Genomic DNA, 15100 nt, shown 5'->3' with positions numbered 1-15100 from the left:
TTTACCATATTTATATATAAAATAATGAATAATGAATAATGAATAATGAAACATAGCACAATAAAAATAAAGATAGTAAAAAACGCCTCCTTAAAAGAAAATTTTAAGACAAATACATCATAATAAAAAACATATAAAGAGAATAAAACAAATCTCTACATAAAAGCAAAACATATAATGATATTGAAAATCCTAACCAAGAAATATAAAATTTATTTTTTATCACTTTGATTCCCCATTGAATATTTAGTCTTTTCTTTCATATCAACAATACTATCCTTAACTTTTTATAATCACCAAGACACTCTGCCTACAGCTAGCACTCGTGTGGACTCAAGCACGATCTCAAAGAAAAAATACAAGCGAGACTTTTATTATTTCTACAAATTAGCTTACTTTTAATTTTTCTATTCATTATAAAATACATCATCATTCTTTTCTGTATATGAAAAGCCATCTAGTCTAACATCTTTATTATTGAAAAGTATTGAAATTATATATTTAAATCGTTCATATCTATCATAAATATCAACACTTTCTGAATTAGATATTATAAAACTATTCCAGTTAGGTATCATTAATAATTCAATGATACGCATAACCCCTATTAAAATATCTGGAAAAACTTCATTAGTAGTTCTATACATTTGAGCAATTTTCAGTAAATCTTTCTCTAATTTCCAATATTCTTTATCATTCCATTCCGAGTAATCAAGCCATCTTCCTATGAATGAGTTTTCATCATATTCTTCAAAAAAAGTTATATTTCTATAAAAGTCCAATAGTTCATTCATGATTAGTCCCTCACCACTAGAGCTCGTCTTTGACGAATGCTTTACCACATGCCAGTTAACACAAACAGGATATCAATTGCTCACATCATATCCATGATACAAAAACGGTCAATTCCTCAAAGCAAAACTTTTTTGAAATTGACCGCACTTAAAACGTTATTAAATAACGCTTAAAAAATACAATACATTATTTAAATACCTATTCATAACCATTCGGATAGCGTTCATCAAAATCGTAAAGCATATCTAAAAATACCTCAAAATTTTCTGCCACAGGAAACAATAAATGCTTGCCTGTTTCTTCATCATATTCATCATGAATCACAAGACAAATTTTAGGTTCACTGCCTTTCGGATTATCTCGGTAATCAAAACAGACAAAGTCACCACTAGCGGTACTGCCAAAAGAATACACATGTTCATAACCATATATTTCATCATCATAAAGATATTGTGCATAAATATTTTCTGGCGGCGCATGCCTATTACTTTCTGTTTCAAATCCTTTGAATATAAATTCCGTTCCTTCTTCCTCACTCGTAGAGAAATCATAATAATTGAAATGATCTCTATTCAATCTTGGGGAATTATGTTTTGTGATCAACTCAATATACAATTTTGGTAATTTAATACCAAACGTTTCCTCAAAATCTAAAATAATCTCTTGGGAAACTACGCCATAATCATAATAAATGCCAAAATGTCTAAATTTCATTTTATCTTCCTTCACTTACACTTAACCTTCTCCAATATGCATTACGGCTTTGTGAATATGATAAATGATTGCAAAAACTGGCGAGTTACTTACTGATAGACTCCACGCCTGCGCGTTGCAATTCCGTTTTAAGCGCTTTAAAATCGCTCAACGCATTGTTTAAATCTGCTTTAATTTTCAATACAAGTGTTAAGTTATCAGCCATAAATAAGGAGTCCGTAATGAAAAGTGATCATCCAAGTGGATTAATCTGGTTTATTGCAATGCTACCCTATGAAATCGGCTTACTTTTTGCCATTTTCAGCAGTGCAACAATCGGTCAAGTTTTTTTCTGGGGTTTAATGACACAGCTTGCTGTCATATTTTTATTTTTTGTGTTTCGTTACCCCTTTACCGCACTTTTCGGTCTATTTTTCTGGAACTCATAAATCTTAGAAATTGACCGCACGTTATGCGGTCAATTGGTTTATATACTCTTTACTTTCTTTCCCACCGTTTACCCCACAGCTAGCACTCGCTTTTGAGGAGTACTTTAATCAAACCCTACTCGTGTGGACACGAACACGATATTATTATTTGATAATCAAGCTCTTTTATACCGTGCCTAAATTTAAAGAAAATGAACGAATCTTTATCCCTAAAAACAGACATACCAGCGGTAACATTTTTCAAAAAAAGTTTGTAAAGTAAAATTCAAAACACTTATAAATTACAAATACCCTTATCCCATTTAGGATTTTGGTATCCACATTCTGCGGGATGAAACTTTTTATATCCTTTTTTAACCATACAGGAGTGAAAAATGCTATATAAATTATTATCATTTATATATATTAAATCTTCATCGCCATACTTACTTCCACAATCAACCGCATCTTTCCAACGTTGCTTGGCATCAGTTTTTCCGATGTTCTCTACTTTTTGGAAACGTGCTATTGATGGAAATATATCTCCTTTATTCTTATGACAAGCAGATGACCCCACCTGAATTAACGGTCTAAAACACTCCTCTTCAAAAGAATATAGGCATCCATTTAAAAGTAATAATAAACTGAACAATAACAACTTTTTCATCCTAATCACCTCCTAACTTAAATAATATTTCCATAACATCAGGAGAAATTAAATCACTCACCGCAAACGGTGCTAATTACGCTCTTTAATTCCATTTTTAATAATGAATTCATTTAGCACTTCCGCATAATAACTACTATGCGAATAACACATCCAACAAGCGCCACCTGGGCTTTGATTAAAAACATACCTGCGGTAACTTTTTTCAAAAAAAATTCGTAAAGTAAAATCCAAAACACTTATAAATTACAAACGCCTTTATCCCATTTAGGATTTTGGTATCCACATTCTGCGGGAGTTAAATGGATATACCCTTTTTGGGTCATACAATGATGTAATTTATCCGATTGTTCCACTGTTTTTATATTCTCTAATTTATAATCACCATATTTACCTCCACAAAACATAACATCCTTCCAACGCTGTTCTGAATTGGTTTTTCCTAGACTATAAGGCTTTTGATACCGAGATATTGATGGAAATATATCTCCTTTATCAACAAAACAATTTACCATCTGAGGAGTATAGATACATCCATCATGATAAAAACATCCACTTAGGAATAATAAAAAAATTAAATAAAATTTTTTCATTTTAGTGCCCTCCTAATTTAAACAAAATTTCCATAAAATCAGGGGAGAGAGCATCGCTATGAGATATGAACGGAGACATTACGAATACTTCTCTATCATTTCATCAAATGATTTCAAACTATCTAAAAACGCTTCAAAATTCTCTGCTATAGGAAACAGTCGCATTTTCCCTGTTTTTTCATCATATTCATCGTGAATCACGATACAGATTTTGGGTTCATCACCTTTTGGATCATCACGATAATCAAAACAGATAAAATGTCCCTCGCCAGTACTACCAAAAGAATACACATGTTCATAACCATAGATTGGATCATCATAAATATACTGAGCATATATATTTTCAAGAGAGGCGCTAGACCGCTCTGTCTCAAACCCTTCAAATCCAAAGGAAGAAAACGTGGGCTCATTACGCTCATTGTAATATTCAAAGCAATTCTCTTCACTCTTCGGAGCATTATGCGCCGTAATTAAATCTATGTATAAAGAAGGAAGCTTTATATTAAATTCATTTTCGAATTCTAATATAATTTCCTTATCAACCTTTCCATAATCACTATAAATATTTATATTCCTAAAATTTTTCATTTTATCACTTTCCTTCACTTAAAGCGCCTTCACCTATATGCTGAACAGCCTTATGAATTGGTGTAGGTATTAACTACATATTTTGGGGACTACTTTGTGAGTTATGATGCCATGTAAATCCCTCTATTTTATCAAGCCTCTTATTAATTTTAATTAACTGTTCTTCAGTAAATTGATTACGATCAACCTCACTGCTAGTGCTAGTCTTTAACGAGAGCTTTAATGAAAGCGAACTCGTGCTGACACGAGCGCGATCAAGGGGTAATTATCTTTTATAGATGACTCTTACTTTATCTTCAGGAAATAATTCCATCATTAACTTTTCATCATCTAGAAAAAATACTTTTGTAGATAAACAGACAACATCATATATATTATTGATAATCAATTCCCAATTACTCCTAAACAAAGGTATATTAGAGCTATCACATAAAACATACACAGGTTCCATTTTTGAAAATATATACATTTCTTCAAATGAATAATCTTGAAAATTAAATTCCTCTTTCTTTTCCAAGAAATAGAAATAAAACTTATCCATTACACAATCCTTCTCTTCATCACAAATTAGATTAAAATCGTCTCTAAGAGCTAATTTACATTCATCAAATAATGTCATTTTATCTTCCTTATTTAATTGCTTTAAAATTTTTCAAACTCTTGTTCAGTACTATCAAAAAGAATGACTTTTTAACTGCTTTACCTAGTCCTTTACCTTTAGTAAAGTCAAAAATATTTACATGAACAACTTTCTCAGGATCAAAATCTAGCCTCCATCCTTTATTACCATCCATATCTCGATAATTCCCATTATCTAATCCATAATTAGTGCTCATCATTGAAGAATATTTCAAAAAAAATGCGCCCAATTCTCAAAGCCCAAAACTTTTTCAAAATTGACCGCACTTAAAATGTTAGTTGTAAATAATGCTTAAAAAATACAACACATTATTTAAACAAATACCTATTCATAACCATTCGGATAGCGTTCATCAAAATCGTAAAGCATATCTAAAAATGCCTCAAAATTTTCTGCCACAGGCAATAACAAACGCTTGCCTGTTTTTTCATCATATTCATCATGAATCACGATACAGATTTTGGGCTCATCACCTTTTGGGTCATCACGATAATCAAAACAGACAAAGTCACCATTTCCAGTGTAACCAAAGGAATAAACATTCTTATATCCATAAATTTCATCATCATAAATATATTGTCTTAATATATTATTCATTGGTTCGATATTATCTTTTGTCTCAAAACTATCAAAACTCAATGAGCTTATTATTCTTTTCCCATTTTGAGATAAATATTCAAAATCACTTTCCTTAAACCAAACGCCATTATACTTTTTCACAAGTGAGATATAGGATAAAGGGAGTTTTATATCAAACTCTTTTTCAAAATTAAAAATAATTTCCTGAGAGACAGAACCATAATCATCATATATTTTTAGATTTCTAAATGTTTTTTCTACCATCACTTAAAATCCCCTCCCCGATATGTTGGATTACGTCATGAATATTTCTAGGTATTGATTGCATATTATTAAGTACAGTTTATGTATTATGGCGCCAACTAAAACTATCAATAGGTTTATTGCCTCGATTAATAACATTCAGTTGCTTTTGTATAAATTGATTCTTATCAATAACTCCGCTATTCATTCACTGTCTTTCAAACGAATGTTTTAACAAAAACGCACTCGTCAAAAACGAGTGCGCTCTCAAAGTTCAAGATAAAAATATCGTGCAAAAACACATTTAAATTAATAACCTTGCGAGTAAATTAACTCTGCAAGCGTAACACTCAATAAAGCAAGATTAAAGCGCTGTTCATCTGCAACCGACCAAAATTGTAGACCATTTTCCACCGCACTTAACCCACTTATATGTAATTTTGCTGCTTGCTCTTCTGCCATTTCCTGTTCGCCATTCGTCACTGGGGTGCAATATTTTTCTGCATGATAAGTCATCAACGGATTGTCAGTCCAGCTCGCTAAGCAAGATTGAGGATCTAATGCATAATCCGATAATACGCTCACCATTTGCCCCATCCCGTAGAAAACAGGCACTTGGATAGAATGAAATACGACATTATTTAATTGTGGAAAGATCTTGTGAATTTGCATATTTAAATGCGATGCAGGCGTAGGGAAAACATCAAAAGCTAAACGTTGTTCGCCTTCATCAAGTGGAATGCCATTTAACAATCGCGCTGTTTGTCCCGCTAATTTACCTACCGTTTCTCCGTTAGTATAAGATGCAGGTAATAACGAGGTTACGGCAATGTCTTTGATTTCGTGATTTGACATCAACGAGGCGATGACTAATGCAAGTTGTGTCACTTGTGGATCGGCTAAGGACACAATATTACGCTGACGTAAATCTACCAATTTTTCCTGATTTACTCCCGGTATCACCACAGGGACGTCTTGCAAGCTGGCACAAATCCCTTTCATATCAATCACCACGCAACCCATTTCTGCGGCTTTCGCGAGATGAGCGACTTGCTGAATATCGCCAGCAAAGAAAAGATAATGGATTGATGACCATTCCACCTCTTCTGGTTTAAGTTGTACCACACTTTTATTATGAAAACGTATCCCTTGTTCTTCATTGAAAGGATAAATTTCAACAATTGATAATTGACTAATATTTAATTGACTTTGTTCTAGTGTTTCAGCAATTTTCTCGCTTAATTCGAATTCTGCCGCAATAGCGACATTTAAGGTTGCGTTCATTTTTCTCTCCGCAGTAAAATAATGGGCTCATTTTACTGGAACAAGAAGAAAAGACAATGACACCAGCAATTGATTTACTGAAAAAACATAAGATTGCCTTTGTGCTACATCATTATGATCATGATCCAAATAACACCCATTTTGGTGATGAGGCTGTGGAGAAATTAGGGATTGATCCCAACCAGTCGTTTAAAACACTGTTAGTAGCAGAAAATGGTGATCAGAAAAAATTAGCCTGTTTTGTGTTACCGACTGCGAATATGCTGAATTTAAAGAAAGCCGCAAAAGCGATCGCTGTGAAAAAAGTGGAAATGGCAGATAAAGAATTTGCCCAGAAAAGTACCGGTTATTTAGTCGGTGGAATCAGCCCATTAGGACAAAAGCGTGTCTTAAAAACCGTGATTGCTCAGTCTGCGCTAGCCTTTGAACATATTTTTGTTTCTGGTGGAAAACGAGGCTTGAGTGTGGAATTAGCACCGCAAGACTTAGCCAAACTGCTCAATGCTGAATTTGTGGATATTGTGGACGAATAAGCCTGAAAAAAGATTACCAGCCTAATAAGCTGGTAATTTTGTTATTTCTATTTAAGTCGATAAAATCACTAGAACGCGCTCGTATCTTGAAATAGCCCGACTTTGAGGTCTGTTGCGGTATAAATCACGCGACCATCTACTTCCACTTCACCATCCGCCATGCCCATCACAAGTTTACGATTAATAACACGTTTCATGTGAATACGATATACCACTTTTTTCGCACTTGGCAAAATTTGTCCTGTGAACTTCACTTCTCCTACCCCTAGCGCTCGACCTTTGCCTTTGCCGCCAATCCAACCGAGATAAAAGCCAACCAGTTGCCACATAGCATCCAAACCTAAACACCCTGGCATCACAGGATCGCCTATAAAGTGACAGCCAAAAAACGGTAAATCCGGCTTAATATCGAGTTCTGCTTCGATATAACCTTTATTAAATTGCCCACCAGTTTCGTTCATTTCGACAATGCGATCCATCATCAGCATGGTTGGTGCTGGCAGTTGCGGCCCGTCTTCGCCAAATAATTCGCCACGACCCGATGCGAGTAAATCTTCGTAGCTGTAGCTACTCTTTTTATTTGGTGTACAACTGTTCATTATTTTAAACTCTCCTCAGTTTTAGGATATACAAGCAAATTCTGCTTGTCGGCATTCTAACAGAGTCGAGTAAAAATAAAAATAGCTAACACTTGTAAGCTTAACTTATCGGAGCAGTTATCGTTTACGCAGCAACCAATCCCAAACACTCGTTTTATACAATTGCTGCTCTGCTCGTTGTTCTATTCGTATTGCGATCAAGCGAGAAAGCGGCAAGTCCACTTCGCTGTAAACTTTTCCCGTTTCCTCAACCAAATCCCGTTGAAATAAAATATGACAAGCTTGATACACATCTTCAACAGGATAAATAAAGAACTGTCCAGCCCTCACGGCATTGACGACGTCTTCACTTAAACTCAGTTGATGAATTACCGTGCTCGGTACCATCACGCCTTGCTGTCCAGTTAAACCACGACGTGCGCAGATAGAGAAGAATCCTTCAATTTTGGCATTCACGCCCCCTACTGAATGGACTAGCCCGAATTGATCGATCGCTCCTGTAATAGCGATAGATTGGGGTAATGGATAATCCGCTAATGCACTGGCTAAAACACAAAAACTTGCTAAAGATGCGCTATCGCCATCAATTTCGCCATAGGATTGCTCAAAGACCAAAGAAGCAGAAAAAGGCAATTGAGAAGGGAAACCCAAAGTATGTGCTAAACAGGCTTGTGCAATCATAATACTTTTGCCGTGAATATTGCCCGCCAATTCACTTTTACGTTCAACATCCACCACCTCACCATCCCCAAATTGGACAATACAACTAATACGAGAAGGCTCACCAAATGCCATTGGTGTACCGGGATATTCAATTACGGAAAGCCCATTAATTTGCCCTACGATATCCCCTTCGGTGGCAACATACACTTGTTCATGCAAAATATCCGAATAGGTATGTTCTTTTAAAAAGCTTTGTTGCATTTCTTTCTGTTGAAAAAATTGCTCAAAATCCACCGCACTTAACAACGCATTGGTGTCTTTTTGTTTTAAAATCGCGCTACCTGATAAAATGGCTTTTAATTTCAATGGAGAGATAGAAACAAATGCGCGATCTTCGCTTTCACGCACTAAGAGTTGATAAAGCTTGTTCAGACCGTCTAAGGTTAATTGGGGTAATTGGTGATAGCTCGCCATTGATTGCACATATTCTGCCCATTTCATGCGTTGTTCAGCACTTTCAATAGCATAATAGCTTTCAATTTCAGAATAATCTGCCAGATCATACAAATCTGCATCCAATTCTGCCAATGTCGCTAATTCTTCTCGGTTACCGAGTAAAATCACTTTTAATGACAAAGGATAACTTGGAATATCACAAGGTAAAGCTTTAAATGGATGTGCGGAATACCAATCAAAACGCTGTGTTAAAAGCAGTTGTTTTAAACGAATCCACAAATCAAATTGGTTGATAAGGGAACCAACACCTAAAATTAACACTCCCCCATTGAGTTGATGCACTAAGCCGGGATTTAACTGAATTTCTTGCGAACTCGGATGAATACGTATTGATCCCAGTAATTGAAATTGATCAACGTATAACGCACTCGCAACCTTTCTTTTGGCGGCAAAATTATCATTCTGATTTTGTGCAACTTCCATAAAAATGCGTGGAAATGAAAAAGAGTCACCTTGCTCAACAAAGTATTGCACACCATGTACTTTATCATCATGTTGTTGCTGTCTGGCGACAAACTGTTCCAGTAAATGCGCATATTCCCCTTGCTCATCAGCTTTTAACACGCATAGGTGGCGATGAGGATTGTGTAAAAATTGATTCACAGCCGCACTTGCTCGCTGCTGCAAAGCAAAGAAATCTAATGATGAATGGGGTAATTCAGTTAATTGAAGTTCTGGGCGTAGTTCTTGCCAGGAAAGGGCTTTTTCAGCTAAAAAAGATGGATTCACACGTATTCTCTTCGTTATTTTAAGTGGTTTTAAACCGTTTAATTTATTCGCTCGGCATTATCTCACATTTCCCTGAATAGTAAAAATCTGCTAGAAAAAATGCCTAAAACAGAGTATATTGACGGAGTTACCACGTCACGAATAAGCCAAAGTGAGAGCATACCATGAAATATCAAAAACTTGAGAATCAAGAAGCGCATTGGAAATGGTTGTATTTAATCAAAAAGCACCGTGAAGGTGAAAACATTACGCGCTATGAAGAACGCAGTTTAAGTGAAGACAAGGTAAAACAACTCCTCTCTCAGCAAAATCAGCCCCAAGCAATTGAGAACTGGATCAAAGCCCACCTATCGCCTCACTTGATGATCAAACTTGATCAAGCGATTCGTGCACGTCGTAAACGTTTCTTTAATGGTGAAAAACAATCCACCAAGAAAAAATCCATTGACTTAGAATATGCTGTCTGGCTTAGACTTTCACGTTATTCACGTAAAATGAAAATGACGCTTTCTGAAACCATTACTTACATGATCGATGAACGAGAAAGCAAAGCCCAATATGAACACCAAATTTCTGCCATGAAAGCAGGGCTCAAAGACTTATTAAAATGAACCGAGAAAAAAAGACAAGGTTACATCCTTGTCTTTTTTGTTACGATGACTAAATGTTAAGAGAAAACCTTATTCAACGATTGGAATAATTTTCGTCGCATGTGATCCTTTATCGCCATGTACGACTTCAAATTGTACTTTTTGACCCGCTTTTAATGAACGGTAGCCTTCCATTTCGATGACTGAGTAATGCGCAAAAATATCTGCGTCTGTTCCTTCTGCAGAAATGAATCCAAATCCTTTCGCGTTATTGAACCATTTAACTACACCAACTTCCATAATTAAAACCTCTAATCGTCTAACGACTTTAACTATTTTTATTTTAATAAGACAAGATTGTCTTACCACCCAAATTTTATTCAGAGTAATCTTCTAGGAATTTTCTCTTTTTGGCAATTAAAAATAGTTTAAAATCAAACCGAGATCACAAAATTTTTGCATTTTGGAAACGTTTTCTCAATTCGCCTCACTTAATCATAACGAGTTAAGAATGTGTATTATTTAATTTTTGTTGTTTTTGTCGTAATTCTTGTGCCACAAATGCAATGGCTTCTCCTGAACTCATCCCCTCAGCCATGAGCTGTTGTATTTTCTCAACTGCCTCTTGTTGTTGCTCATGCGTTAAACCTAATAGTGCATTATCTAACATTTCATTTCACCTAGAAAAAACAAATTCAGTTACCCATACTTAATGTATGGAATTTAAATCCCAATCAAAAATATTAATCAAATCGAGCCATTGTTGATCGACACCCGCACAGATCGTGATCTGCTGCTGTGTTATCGGGTGTGTAAAAATCAATCGTTCCGCATGTAACATTAAACGTTGCACGCCCGTATGAGTGGTTAATGCACGATTTTGGTGTAAATCACCATATTGTGTATCTCCCAAAATAGGATGAAAAAGGTGTTTCATGTGACGACGCAGCTGATGTTTTCGCCCCGTATGCGGAATTAAACGCACAAGCGAATAACGCGTTGTTGGGTACTTTTTCACACAATACGGCATTTCAACTTTAGCTAACCCGAGATAATCTGTCACCGCTTCTTGTGGCGCCTTGTCATCTTGGGCAAACTTATCCGCAATTTTGTCTAATTGTACTTTCAGTGGATAATCAATCCGTCCCTCACCGACTAAATATCCTCGAACAATCGCTAAATAACTTTTTTGCACTTGCTTATTTTCAAACTGAAGACACAATAAATTTGCCACTTCGCTACTTAATGCGAAAAGTAAAACACCTGAAGTCGGTCGATCTAAACGGTGAATAGGATAAACATGCTGCCCTATTTGATCGCGTAATGTTTGCATGACAAATTGTGTTTCATGCCGATCTAACCAACTACGATGGACTAGCATACCTGCTGGTTTATTTACAGCAATCAAATATGGATCTTGATATAAAATCTCTAATGTCATGACTTATTTCTGCAGCAATTTTTCAATTTCGCTGATCGGACTTAATAAATCAGCCAATCCATCCATTTCTTTCAGCGCCTCCTCAAGATAAGGCGTAATTGAGATTTTATTTGGCAACCCTGCCTCACTTTCGATTAACGCATACATACGAGGAATAAAGATCCATTGTAACCATTCTGTTGGGCTCATGGTGTCTAGCGCAAAAGGTTGTTCACTTAAAAAAGCGCTTTCTGGTGGTGGTGTCATTTGCCATAAACCTAATGACTGCATATTCAACTGTAGCTGTTGTAAATGCATTTTTGTTTGTTGATGCATGTGCATTCCTTCCTTTAAAAATGAGCCGCTATTTTAGGGGATTTTCCTCTTTTAAGCCAATCACGTAAAAAAATAGGCGGCAATTTTACAAAAATTGATTAAAATGAATCACTTTTTATGATTATCCTATGCCACTATGTACCTTATCGAAGCATTTTTTCGCTATACCCCAACAGATGATGTCACACAAGATCCCGTTTATTTGCTCAATCAACTCATTGATCAATGGCGCTATAACGGACAGATTATTGGGCGTGAAATTCCGTTATATATTGCCAATCTAGAAGAGCAACAGGGCTTGGCTATCCGCTTGATCTGTCCTGAACAGCAAAGCTTATTGCCGGAATACAATAATCAAACAGTAGAAAATGCACTTACTCACGCAACCAAGTGCGGTCTCTTTTTCGATAGTTTTCAAGTGATTGCCGACGATCTCAACGCGGATCAAACCAGTCAACACGAAAAAGTGAGTTGGCAAGTATTATATACCACCCACTTACAATCTTGCTCACCACTGCATAGCGGTGAAGATATGTGCCCAATCCCGTTGTATCGTGTTTTAAAAGACATTCCGCATCTGAGTATGGATGTGATTAAATGGCAAGAGAATTGGCAGGCGTGTGATCAACTGCAAATGAATGGCAGTATATTAGAACAATATGCTTTAGCAGAGATTTCAGAACCTAAGAGTACCTTATCAAAACACGGACGCTATTTGGTCAACGAAATCGAACGGCATACCGGTATCCCGACTTACTATTATTTATACCGTATTGGTGGCAACAGCTTAGCGCAAGAACAACAACGTTGTTGTCCGCAATGTCAGAAAAAATGGCAATTAGCCCAACCACTTTTTGACTTGTTTTATTTTAAATGTGATGATTGTCGCCTTGTTTCCAATTTATCATGGCATTGGCAATGAATTAAATGATGAGCGCTCAATTATTCGTATGAAGGAAGGTAAGATGCAGTATCAACACGATAGCTTAGACAAACTCAAACTGGGTCAACAAACACAATATGCTTCAAATTATGACCGCACTTTATTACAACCCGTCCCACGTCACTTAAATCGGGATACGCTCGGCATCACGCATACACAGCCCTTTCATTTTGGTGCCGATATTTGGACGGCTTATGAAATTTCTTGGCTAAACTTAAATGGGCTCCCACAAGTCGCCATTGCCGATGTCGCGATTGATTTCCAGAGTGAAAACTTAATCGAATCAAAAAGCTTTAAATTGTATTTAAACAGTTTCAACCAAAGCAAATTTGCCACATTCGAGGAAGTACAACAGCATTTAACGCAAGATCTCAGCAATTGTGCTAAAGGGAAAGTCAGCGTCAAATTGCACCCGTTGTCAAAGTATTGTCATGAACCCATTGTAGAATTAGCCGGTGAATGTATCGATCAACAAGACATTGAAATTAACGACTATCAGTTTAATCCCGAGATCTTAACAAATTGCACTCATGATCAAATGGTGAAAGAATCACTCGTCAGCCACCTACTGAAATCCAACTGTTTAATTACCAATCAACCGGATTGGGGCACGCTCCAGATTCGTTATGAAGGCAAACAAATTGATCGTGAGAAACTATTACGTTACATTATTTCTTTCCGTCAACATAATGAATTTCATGAACAATGCGTTGAACGGATTTTTTGTGATCTCATGCAATTTGCTAAACCAGACAAGCTCACTGTTTATGCACGTTATACTCGACGAGGGGGATTAGATATCAATCCTTTCCGTTCTAACTTTGAAGCGGTTCCAGACAATCAGCGTTTGGCTCGTCAATAGGAGAAATTATGGATAAAAATATTTATTATGTGAATCCACGCGGAAGCATGGATCAGCTCTCTCATTTAGAGGTCGAGCTACTCACCAAAAAAGCCAAAAGTCAACTTTATACCCTTTATCGTAATTGTTCACTGGCGGTCTTAAACTCTGGTGCCGTGACGGATGATAGCCGTGCATTGCTCAATAAATACCCTGATTTTGATATTCATCTGGTGGCAAGAGAACGTGGTGTTTCCCTTGAGCTACATAATCCTCCCAAAGAAGCATTTGTTGATGATCGCATTATTCGAAGTATTCAATATCATTTGTTTGCTGTACTGCGTGACATTTTATTTGTCAATGTGATGAGCCAACGTTTAAACCCTGACAATATTCAAGACAGTAAACACATCACAAATTTGGTGTTTGCTATCTTGCGTAACGCTAAAGCCTTACCGATTGGTGAACATCCAAATCTTGTCGTGTGTTGGGGAGGGCATTCGATTAATCAAGTGGAATATCAATATTGTCGTACGGTAGGCACCGAACTGGGTCATCGTGAATTGAATATTATCACTGGTTGTGGACCAGGTGTCATGGAAGCCCCGATGAAAGGGGCAGCAATTGGTCATGCGAACCAACGCTATAAGCATAGCCGATTTATCGGGATTACAGAGCCATCAATTATTGCTTCCGAGCCACCTAATCCGATCGTTAATGAATTAATTATTATGCCTGATATTGAAAAACGTCTTGAAGCATTCGTGCGTATGGGACATGGCATTGTGATTTTCCCAGGGGGACCGGGTACTTTTGAGGAATTACTTTATATTCTTGGCATCAAATTAGCAGAAGAAAATAAAGGCAAAACATTACCTTTAATTTTAACGGGACCAAAAGAAAGTGCGGATTATTTCGCGACGATTGACCGCTTTATTGGTGATACATTAGGTAAAGAAGCTCAAGCATTATATGACATCATTATCGATGACCCTGTAAAAGTGGCAAGAAAAATGAGCCAAACGATGCATGACGTCAAAATGGAACGCTATCAAACCGGCGATGCTTATGGCTTTAATTGGTCACTGAAAATTCCAACGGATTTCCAACAACCATTTATTCCTACCCATGAAAATATGGCAAATCTTGATCTCCACCGTAATCAATCTACACTGGGTCTGATCGCCAATTTACGCCGCGCCTTCTCAGGTATCGTGGCAGGCAATATCAAACCAGAAACACAAGATGCGATTGAAGAATACGGGGTATTTAAATTACATGGGGATGCAGAACTCTTGGATAAAATCGATCAGGTTTTACAAGATTTTATTGTTCAACATCGCATGAAATTACCTGACGGAAATGATTATGTGCCTTGCTATGAATTAGTCAAATAGCAAAAAAAAGACCGCACTTTTGA

At 36.5% G+C, this 15100-nt stretch carries 21 protein-coding genes; 6 read left to right on the top strand and 15 right to left on the bottom strand.

The window, feature by feature from the left end; all coding sequences use genetic code 11:
- Nucleotides 1–407 precede the first annotated feature (407 nt).
- Together CKV69_RS02325 and CKV69_RS02320 are read right to left on the bottom strand one after the other, a co-directional pair.
- On the bottom strand, nt 408–794 hold the full coding sequence (locus CKV69_RS02325) for an Imm41 family immunity protein (RefSeq protein ID WP_014325945.1): 387 nt from the start codon (nt 792–794) through the stop codon (nt 408–410).
- A gap of 199 nt (nt 795–993) precedes the next feature.
- The gene (locus CKV69_RS02320; protein WP_014325944.1) at nt 994–1509 is read right to left on the bottom strand and encodes an SMI1/KNR4 family protein; all 516 of its coding nucleotides are present in this window, start codon (nt 1507–1509) and stop codon (nt 994–996) included.
- A gap of 221 nt (nt 1510–1730) precedes the next feature.
- Here CKV69_RS02320 and CKV69_RS02315 point away from each other — a divergent pair, with 221 nt between their 5' ends.
- The gene (locus CKV69_RS02315; protein ID WP_016504699.1) at nt 1731–1937 is read left to right on the top strand and encodes a hypothetical protein; all 207 of its coding nucleotides are present in this window, start codon (nt 1731–1733) and stop codon (nt 1935–1937) included.
- Between the two features lie 274 nt (nt 1938–2211).
- On the opposite strand, the gene CKV69_RS02310 is transcribed toward CKV69_RS02315, so the two are convergent.
- The 7 genes from CKV69_RS02310 to CKV69_RS02275 form a co-directional block, all read right to left on the bottom strand.
- Entirely contained in the window at nt 2212–2583 is a 372-nt protein-coding gene (locus CKV69_RS02310) for a hypothetical protein (protein WP_014325941.1), read from the bottom strand.
- Nucleotides 2584–2822: 239 nt separating this feature from the next.
- A complete protein-coding gene (locus CKV69_RS02305) occupies nt 2823–3176 on the bottom strand; it encodes a hypothetical protein (RefSeq protein WP_014325940.1) in 354 nt (117 codons plus the stop codon).
- Between the two features lie 78 nt (nt 3177–3254).
- Nucleotides 3255–3764 carry an SMI1/KNR4 family protein gene (locus tag CKV69_RS02300; RefSeq protein WP_014325939.1) on the bottom strand — a complete coding sequence of 170 codons (510 nt, stop codon included), beginning with the start codon at nt 3762–3764 and terminating at the stop codon, nt 3255–3257.
- 265 nt (nt 3765–4029) lie between these two features.
- Nucleotides 4030–4383 (bottom strand): CDI toxin immunity protein, encoded by a 354-nt coding sequence (locus CKV69_RS02290; RefSeq protein ID WP_014325938.1) that lies wholly within the window; start codon nt 4381–4383, stop codon nt 4030–4032.
- A 10-nt stretch (nt 4384–4393) separates the two neighbouring features.
- Nucleotides 4394–4558, bottom strand: coding sequence for a hypothetical protein (locus tag CKV69_RS10695; RefSeq protein WP_016504690.1), 165 nt, complete (start codon nt 4556–4558; stop codon nt 4394–4396).
- Nucleotides 4559–4728: 170 nt separating this feature from the next.
- Complete coding sequence (locus tag CKV69_RS02280) at nt 4729–5247, bottom strand: SMI1/KNR4 family protein (RefSeq protein ID WP_010906676.1); 519 nt, start codon at nt 5245–5247, stop codon at nt 4729–4731.
- Nucleotides 5248–5535: 288 nt separating this feature from the next.
- On the bottom strand, nt 5536–6510 hold the full coding sequence (locus CKV69_RS02275) for an oxidoreductase (RefSeq protein ID WP_025248451.1): 975 nt from the start codon (nt 6508–6510) through the stop codon (nt 5536–5538).
- A gap of 56 nt (nt 6511–6566) precedes the next feature.
- Here CKV69_RS02275 and ybaK point away from each other — a divergent pair, with 56 nt between their 5' ends.
- Nucleotides 6567–7043: a Cys-tRNA(Pro) deacylase gene (gene ybaK / locus CKV69_RS02270; protein ID WP_014325935.1), complete on the top strand. Its 477-nt coding sequence runs from the start codon at nt 6567–6569 to the stop codon at nt 7041–7043.
- Nucleotides 7044–7111: 68 nt separating this feature from the next.
- Here ybaK and fabA read toward each other — a convergent pair whose 3' ends face one another.
- The gene (gene fabA / locus CKV69_RS02265; protein ID WP_005721830.1) at nt 7112–7642 is read right to left on the bottom strand and encodes a bifunctional 3-hydroxydecanoyl-ACP dehydratase/trans-2-decenoyl-ACP isomerase; all 531 of its coding nucleotides are present in this window, start codon (nt 7640–7642) and stop codon (nt 7112–7114) included.
- A 117-nt stretch (nt 7643–7759) separates the two neighbouring features.
- A complete protein-coding gene (locus CKV69_RS02260) occupies nt 7760–9550 on the bottom strand; it encodes an AAA family ATPase (protein WP_014325934.1) in 1791 nt (596 codons plus the stop codon).
- Between the two features lie 164 nt (nt 9551–9714).
- Between CKV69_RS02260 and matP the strand changes: the two genes are divergently transcribed.
- Entirely contained in the window at nt 9715–10161 is a 447-nt protein-coding gene (gene matP, locus CKV69_RS02255) for a macrodomain Ter protein MatP (protein WP_010906672.1), read from the top strand.
- 69 nt (nt 10162–10230) lie between these two features.
- On the opposite strand, the gene cspD is transcribed toward matP, so the two are convergent.
- The 4 genes from cspD to CKV69_RS02235 all read right to left on the bottom strand — a co-directional run bounded on the left by cspD (nt 10231) and on the right by CKV69_RS02235 (nt 11896).
- Nucleotides 10231–10440 (bottom strand): cold shock domain-containing protein CspD, encoded by a 210-nt coding sequence (gene cspD / locus CKV69_RS02250; RefSeq protein ID WP_005753860.1) that lies wholly within the window; start codon nt 10438–10440, stop codon nt 10231–10233.
- Between the two features lie 205 nt (nt 10441–10645).
- On the bottom strand, nt 10646–10810 hold the full coding sequence (locus CKV69_RS02245; protein ID WP_005726226.1) for a YoaH family protein: 165 nt from the start codon (nt 10808–10810) through the stop codon (nt 10646–10648).
- A 39-nt stretch (nt 10811–10849) separates the two neighbouring features.
- Nucleotides 10850–11581, bottom strand: coding sequence for a tRNA pseudouridine(65) synthase TruC (truC, locus tag CKV69_RS02240; RefSeq protein ID WP_005721821.1), 732 nt, complete (start codon nt 11579–11581; stop codon nt 10850–10852).
- A 3-nt stretch (nt 11582–11584) separates the two neighbouring features.
- Nucleotides 11585–11896 carry a YqcC family protein gene (locus CKV69_RS02235; protein ID WP_005751368.1) on the bottom strand — a complete coding sequence of 104 codons (312 nt, stop codon included), beginning with the start codon at nt 11894–11896 and terminating at the stop codon, nt 11585–11587.
- 136 nt (nt 11897–12032) lie between these two features.
- On the opposite strand from CKV69_RS02235, the gene CKV69_RS02230 reads away from it, so the two are divergent.
- Genes CKV69_RS02230 through ppnN form a run of 3 tightly spaced genes read left to right on the top strand, consistent with a single transcriptional unit; the run spans nt 12033 to nt 15077 of the window.
- Nucleotides 12033–12818 (top strand): Zn-ribbon-containing protein, encoded by a 786-nt coding sequence (locus CKV69_RS02230; protein ID WP_010906670.1) that lies wholly within the window; start codon nt 12033–12035, stop codon nt 12816–12818.
- A gap of 43 nt (nt 12819–12861) precedes the next feature.
- On the top strand, nt 12862–13701 hold the full coding sequence (queF, locus tag CKV69_RS02225; protein ID WP_005751366.1) for an NADPH-dependent 7-cyano-7-deazaguanine reductase QueF: 840 nt from the start codon (nt 12862–12864) through the stop codon (nt 13699–13701).
- Between the two features lie 8 nt (nt 13702–13709).
- Nucleotides 13710–15077 carry a nucleotide 5'-monophosphate nucleosidase PpnN gene (ppnN, locus tag CKV69_RS02220; protein ID WP_014325933.1) on the top strand — a complete coding sequence of 456 codons (1368 nt, stop codon included), beginning with the start codon at nt 13710–13712 and terminating at the stop codon, nt 15075–15077.
- Nucleotides 15078–15100: the final 23 nt, after the last annotated feature.

The sequence above is a fragment of the Pasteurella multocida genome (assembly GCF_900187275.1).
Taxonomy (GTDB): domain Bacteria; phylum Pseudomonadota; class Gammaproteobacteria; order Enterobacterales; family Pasteurellaceae; genus Pasteurella; species Pasteurella multocida.
This window is presented reverse-complemented; position numbering and strand designations above follow the sequence as displayed.

Coding starts and splice junctions, on each gene's coding strand:
- CKV69_RS02325 (WP_014325945.1), bottom strand. CDS start 794: ATGAATGAACTATTGGACTTTTATAGAAATATAACTTTTTTTGAAGAA.
- CKV69_RS02320 (WP_014325944.1), bottom strand. CDS start 1,509: ATGAAATTTAGACATTTTGGCATTTATTATGATTATGGCGTAGTTTCC.
- CKV69_RS02315 (WP_016504699.1), top strand. CDS start 1,731: ATGAAAAGTGATCATCCAAGTGGATTAATCTGGTTTATTGCAATGCTA.
- CKV69_RS02310 (WP_014325941.1), bottom strand. CDS start 2,583: ATGAAAAAGTTGTTATTGTTCAGTTTATTATTACTTTTAAATGGATGC.
- CKV69_RS02305 (WP_014325940.1), bottom strand. CDS start 3,176: ATGAAAAAATTTTATTTAATTTTTTTATTATTCCTAAGTGGATGTTTT.
- CKV69_RS02300 (WP_014325939.1), bottom strand. CDS start 3,764: ATGAAAAATTTTAGGAATATAAATATTTATAGTGATTATGGAAAGGTT.
- CKV69_RS02290 (WP_014325938.1), bottom strand. CDS start 4,383: ATGACATTATTTGATGAATGTAAATTAGCTCTTAGAGACGATTTTAAT.
- CKV69_RS10695 (WP_016504690.1), bottom strand. CDS start 4,558: ATGGATGGTAATAAAGGATGGAGGCTAGATTTTGATCCTGAGAAAGTT.
- CKV69_RS02280 (WP_010906676.1), bottom strand. CDS start 5,247: ATGGTAGAAAAAACATTTAGAAATCTAAAAATATATGATGATTATGGT.
- CKV69_RS02275 (WP_025248451.1), bottom strand. CDS start 6,510: ATGAACGCAACCTTAAATGTCGCTATTGCGGCAGAATTCGAATTAAGC.
- ybaK (WP_014325935.1), top strand. CDS start 6,567: ATGACACCAGCAATTGATTTACTGAAAAAACATAAGATTGCCTTTGTG.
- fabA (WP_005721830.1), bottom strand. CDS start 7,642: ATGAACAGTTGTACACCAAATAAAAAGAGTAGCTACAGCTACGAAGAT.
- matP (WP_010906672.1), top strand. CDS start 9,715: ATGAAATATCAAAAACTTGAGAATCAAGAAGCGCATTGGAAATGGTTG.
- cspD (WP_005753860.1), bottom strand. CDS start 10,440: ATGGAAGTTGGTGTAGTTAAATGGTTCAATAACGCGAAAGGATTTGGA.
- CKV69_RS02245 (WP_005726226.1), bottom strand. CDS start 10,810: ATGTTAGATAATGCACTATTAGGTTTAACGCATGAGCAACAACAAGAG.
- truC (WP_005721821.1), bottom strand. CDS start 11,581: ATGACATTAGAGATTTTATATCAAGATCCATATTTGATTGCTGTAAAT.
- CKV69_RS02235 (WP_005751368.1), bottom strand. CDS start 11,896: ATGCATCAACAAACAAAAATGCATTTACAACAGCTACAGTTGAATATG.
- CKV69_RS02230 (WP_010906670.1), top strand. CDS start 12,033: ATGTACCTTATCGAAGCATTTTTTCGCTATACCCCAACAGATGATGTC.
- queF (WP_005751366.1), top strand. CDS start 12,862: ATGCAGTATCAACACGATAGCTTAGACAAACTCAAACTGGGTCAACAA.
- ppnN (WP_014325933.1), top strand. CDS start 13,710: ATGGATAAAAATATTTATTATGTGAATCCACGCGGAAGCATGGATCAG.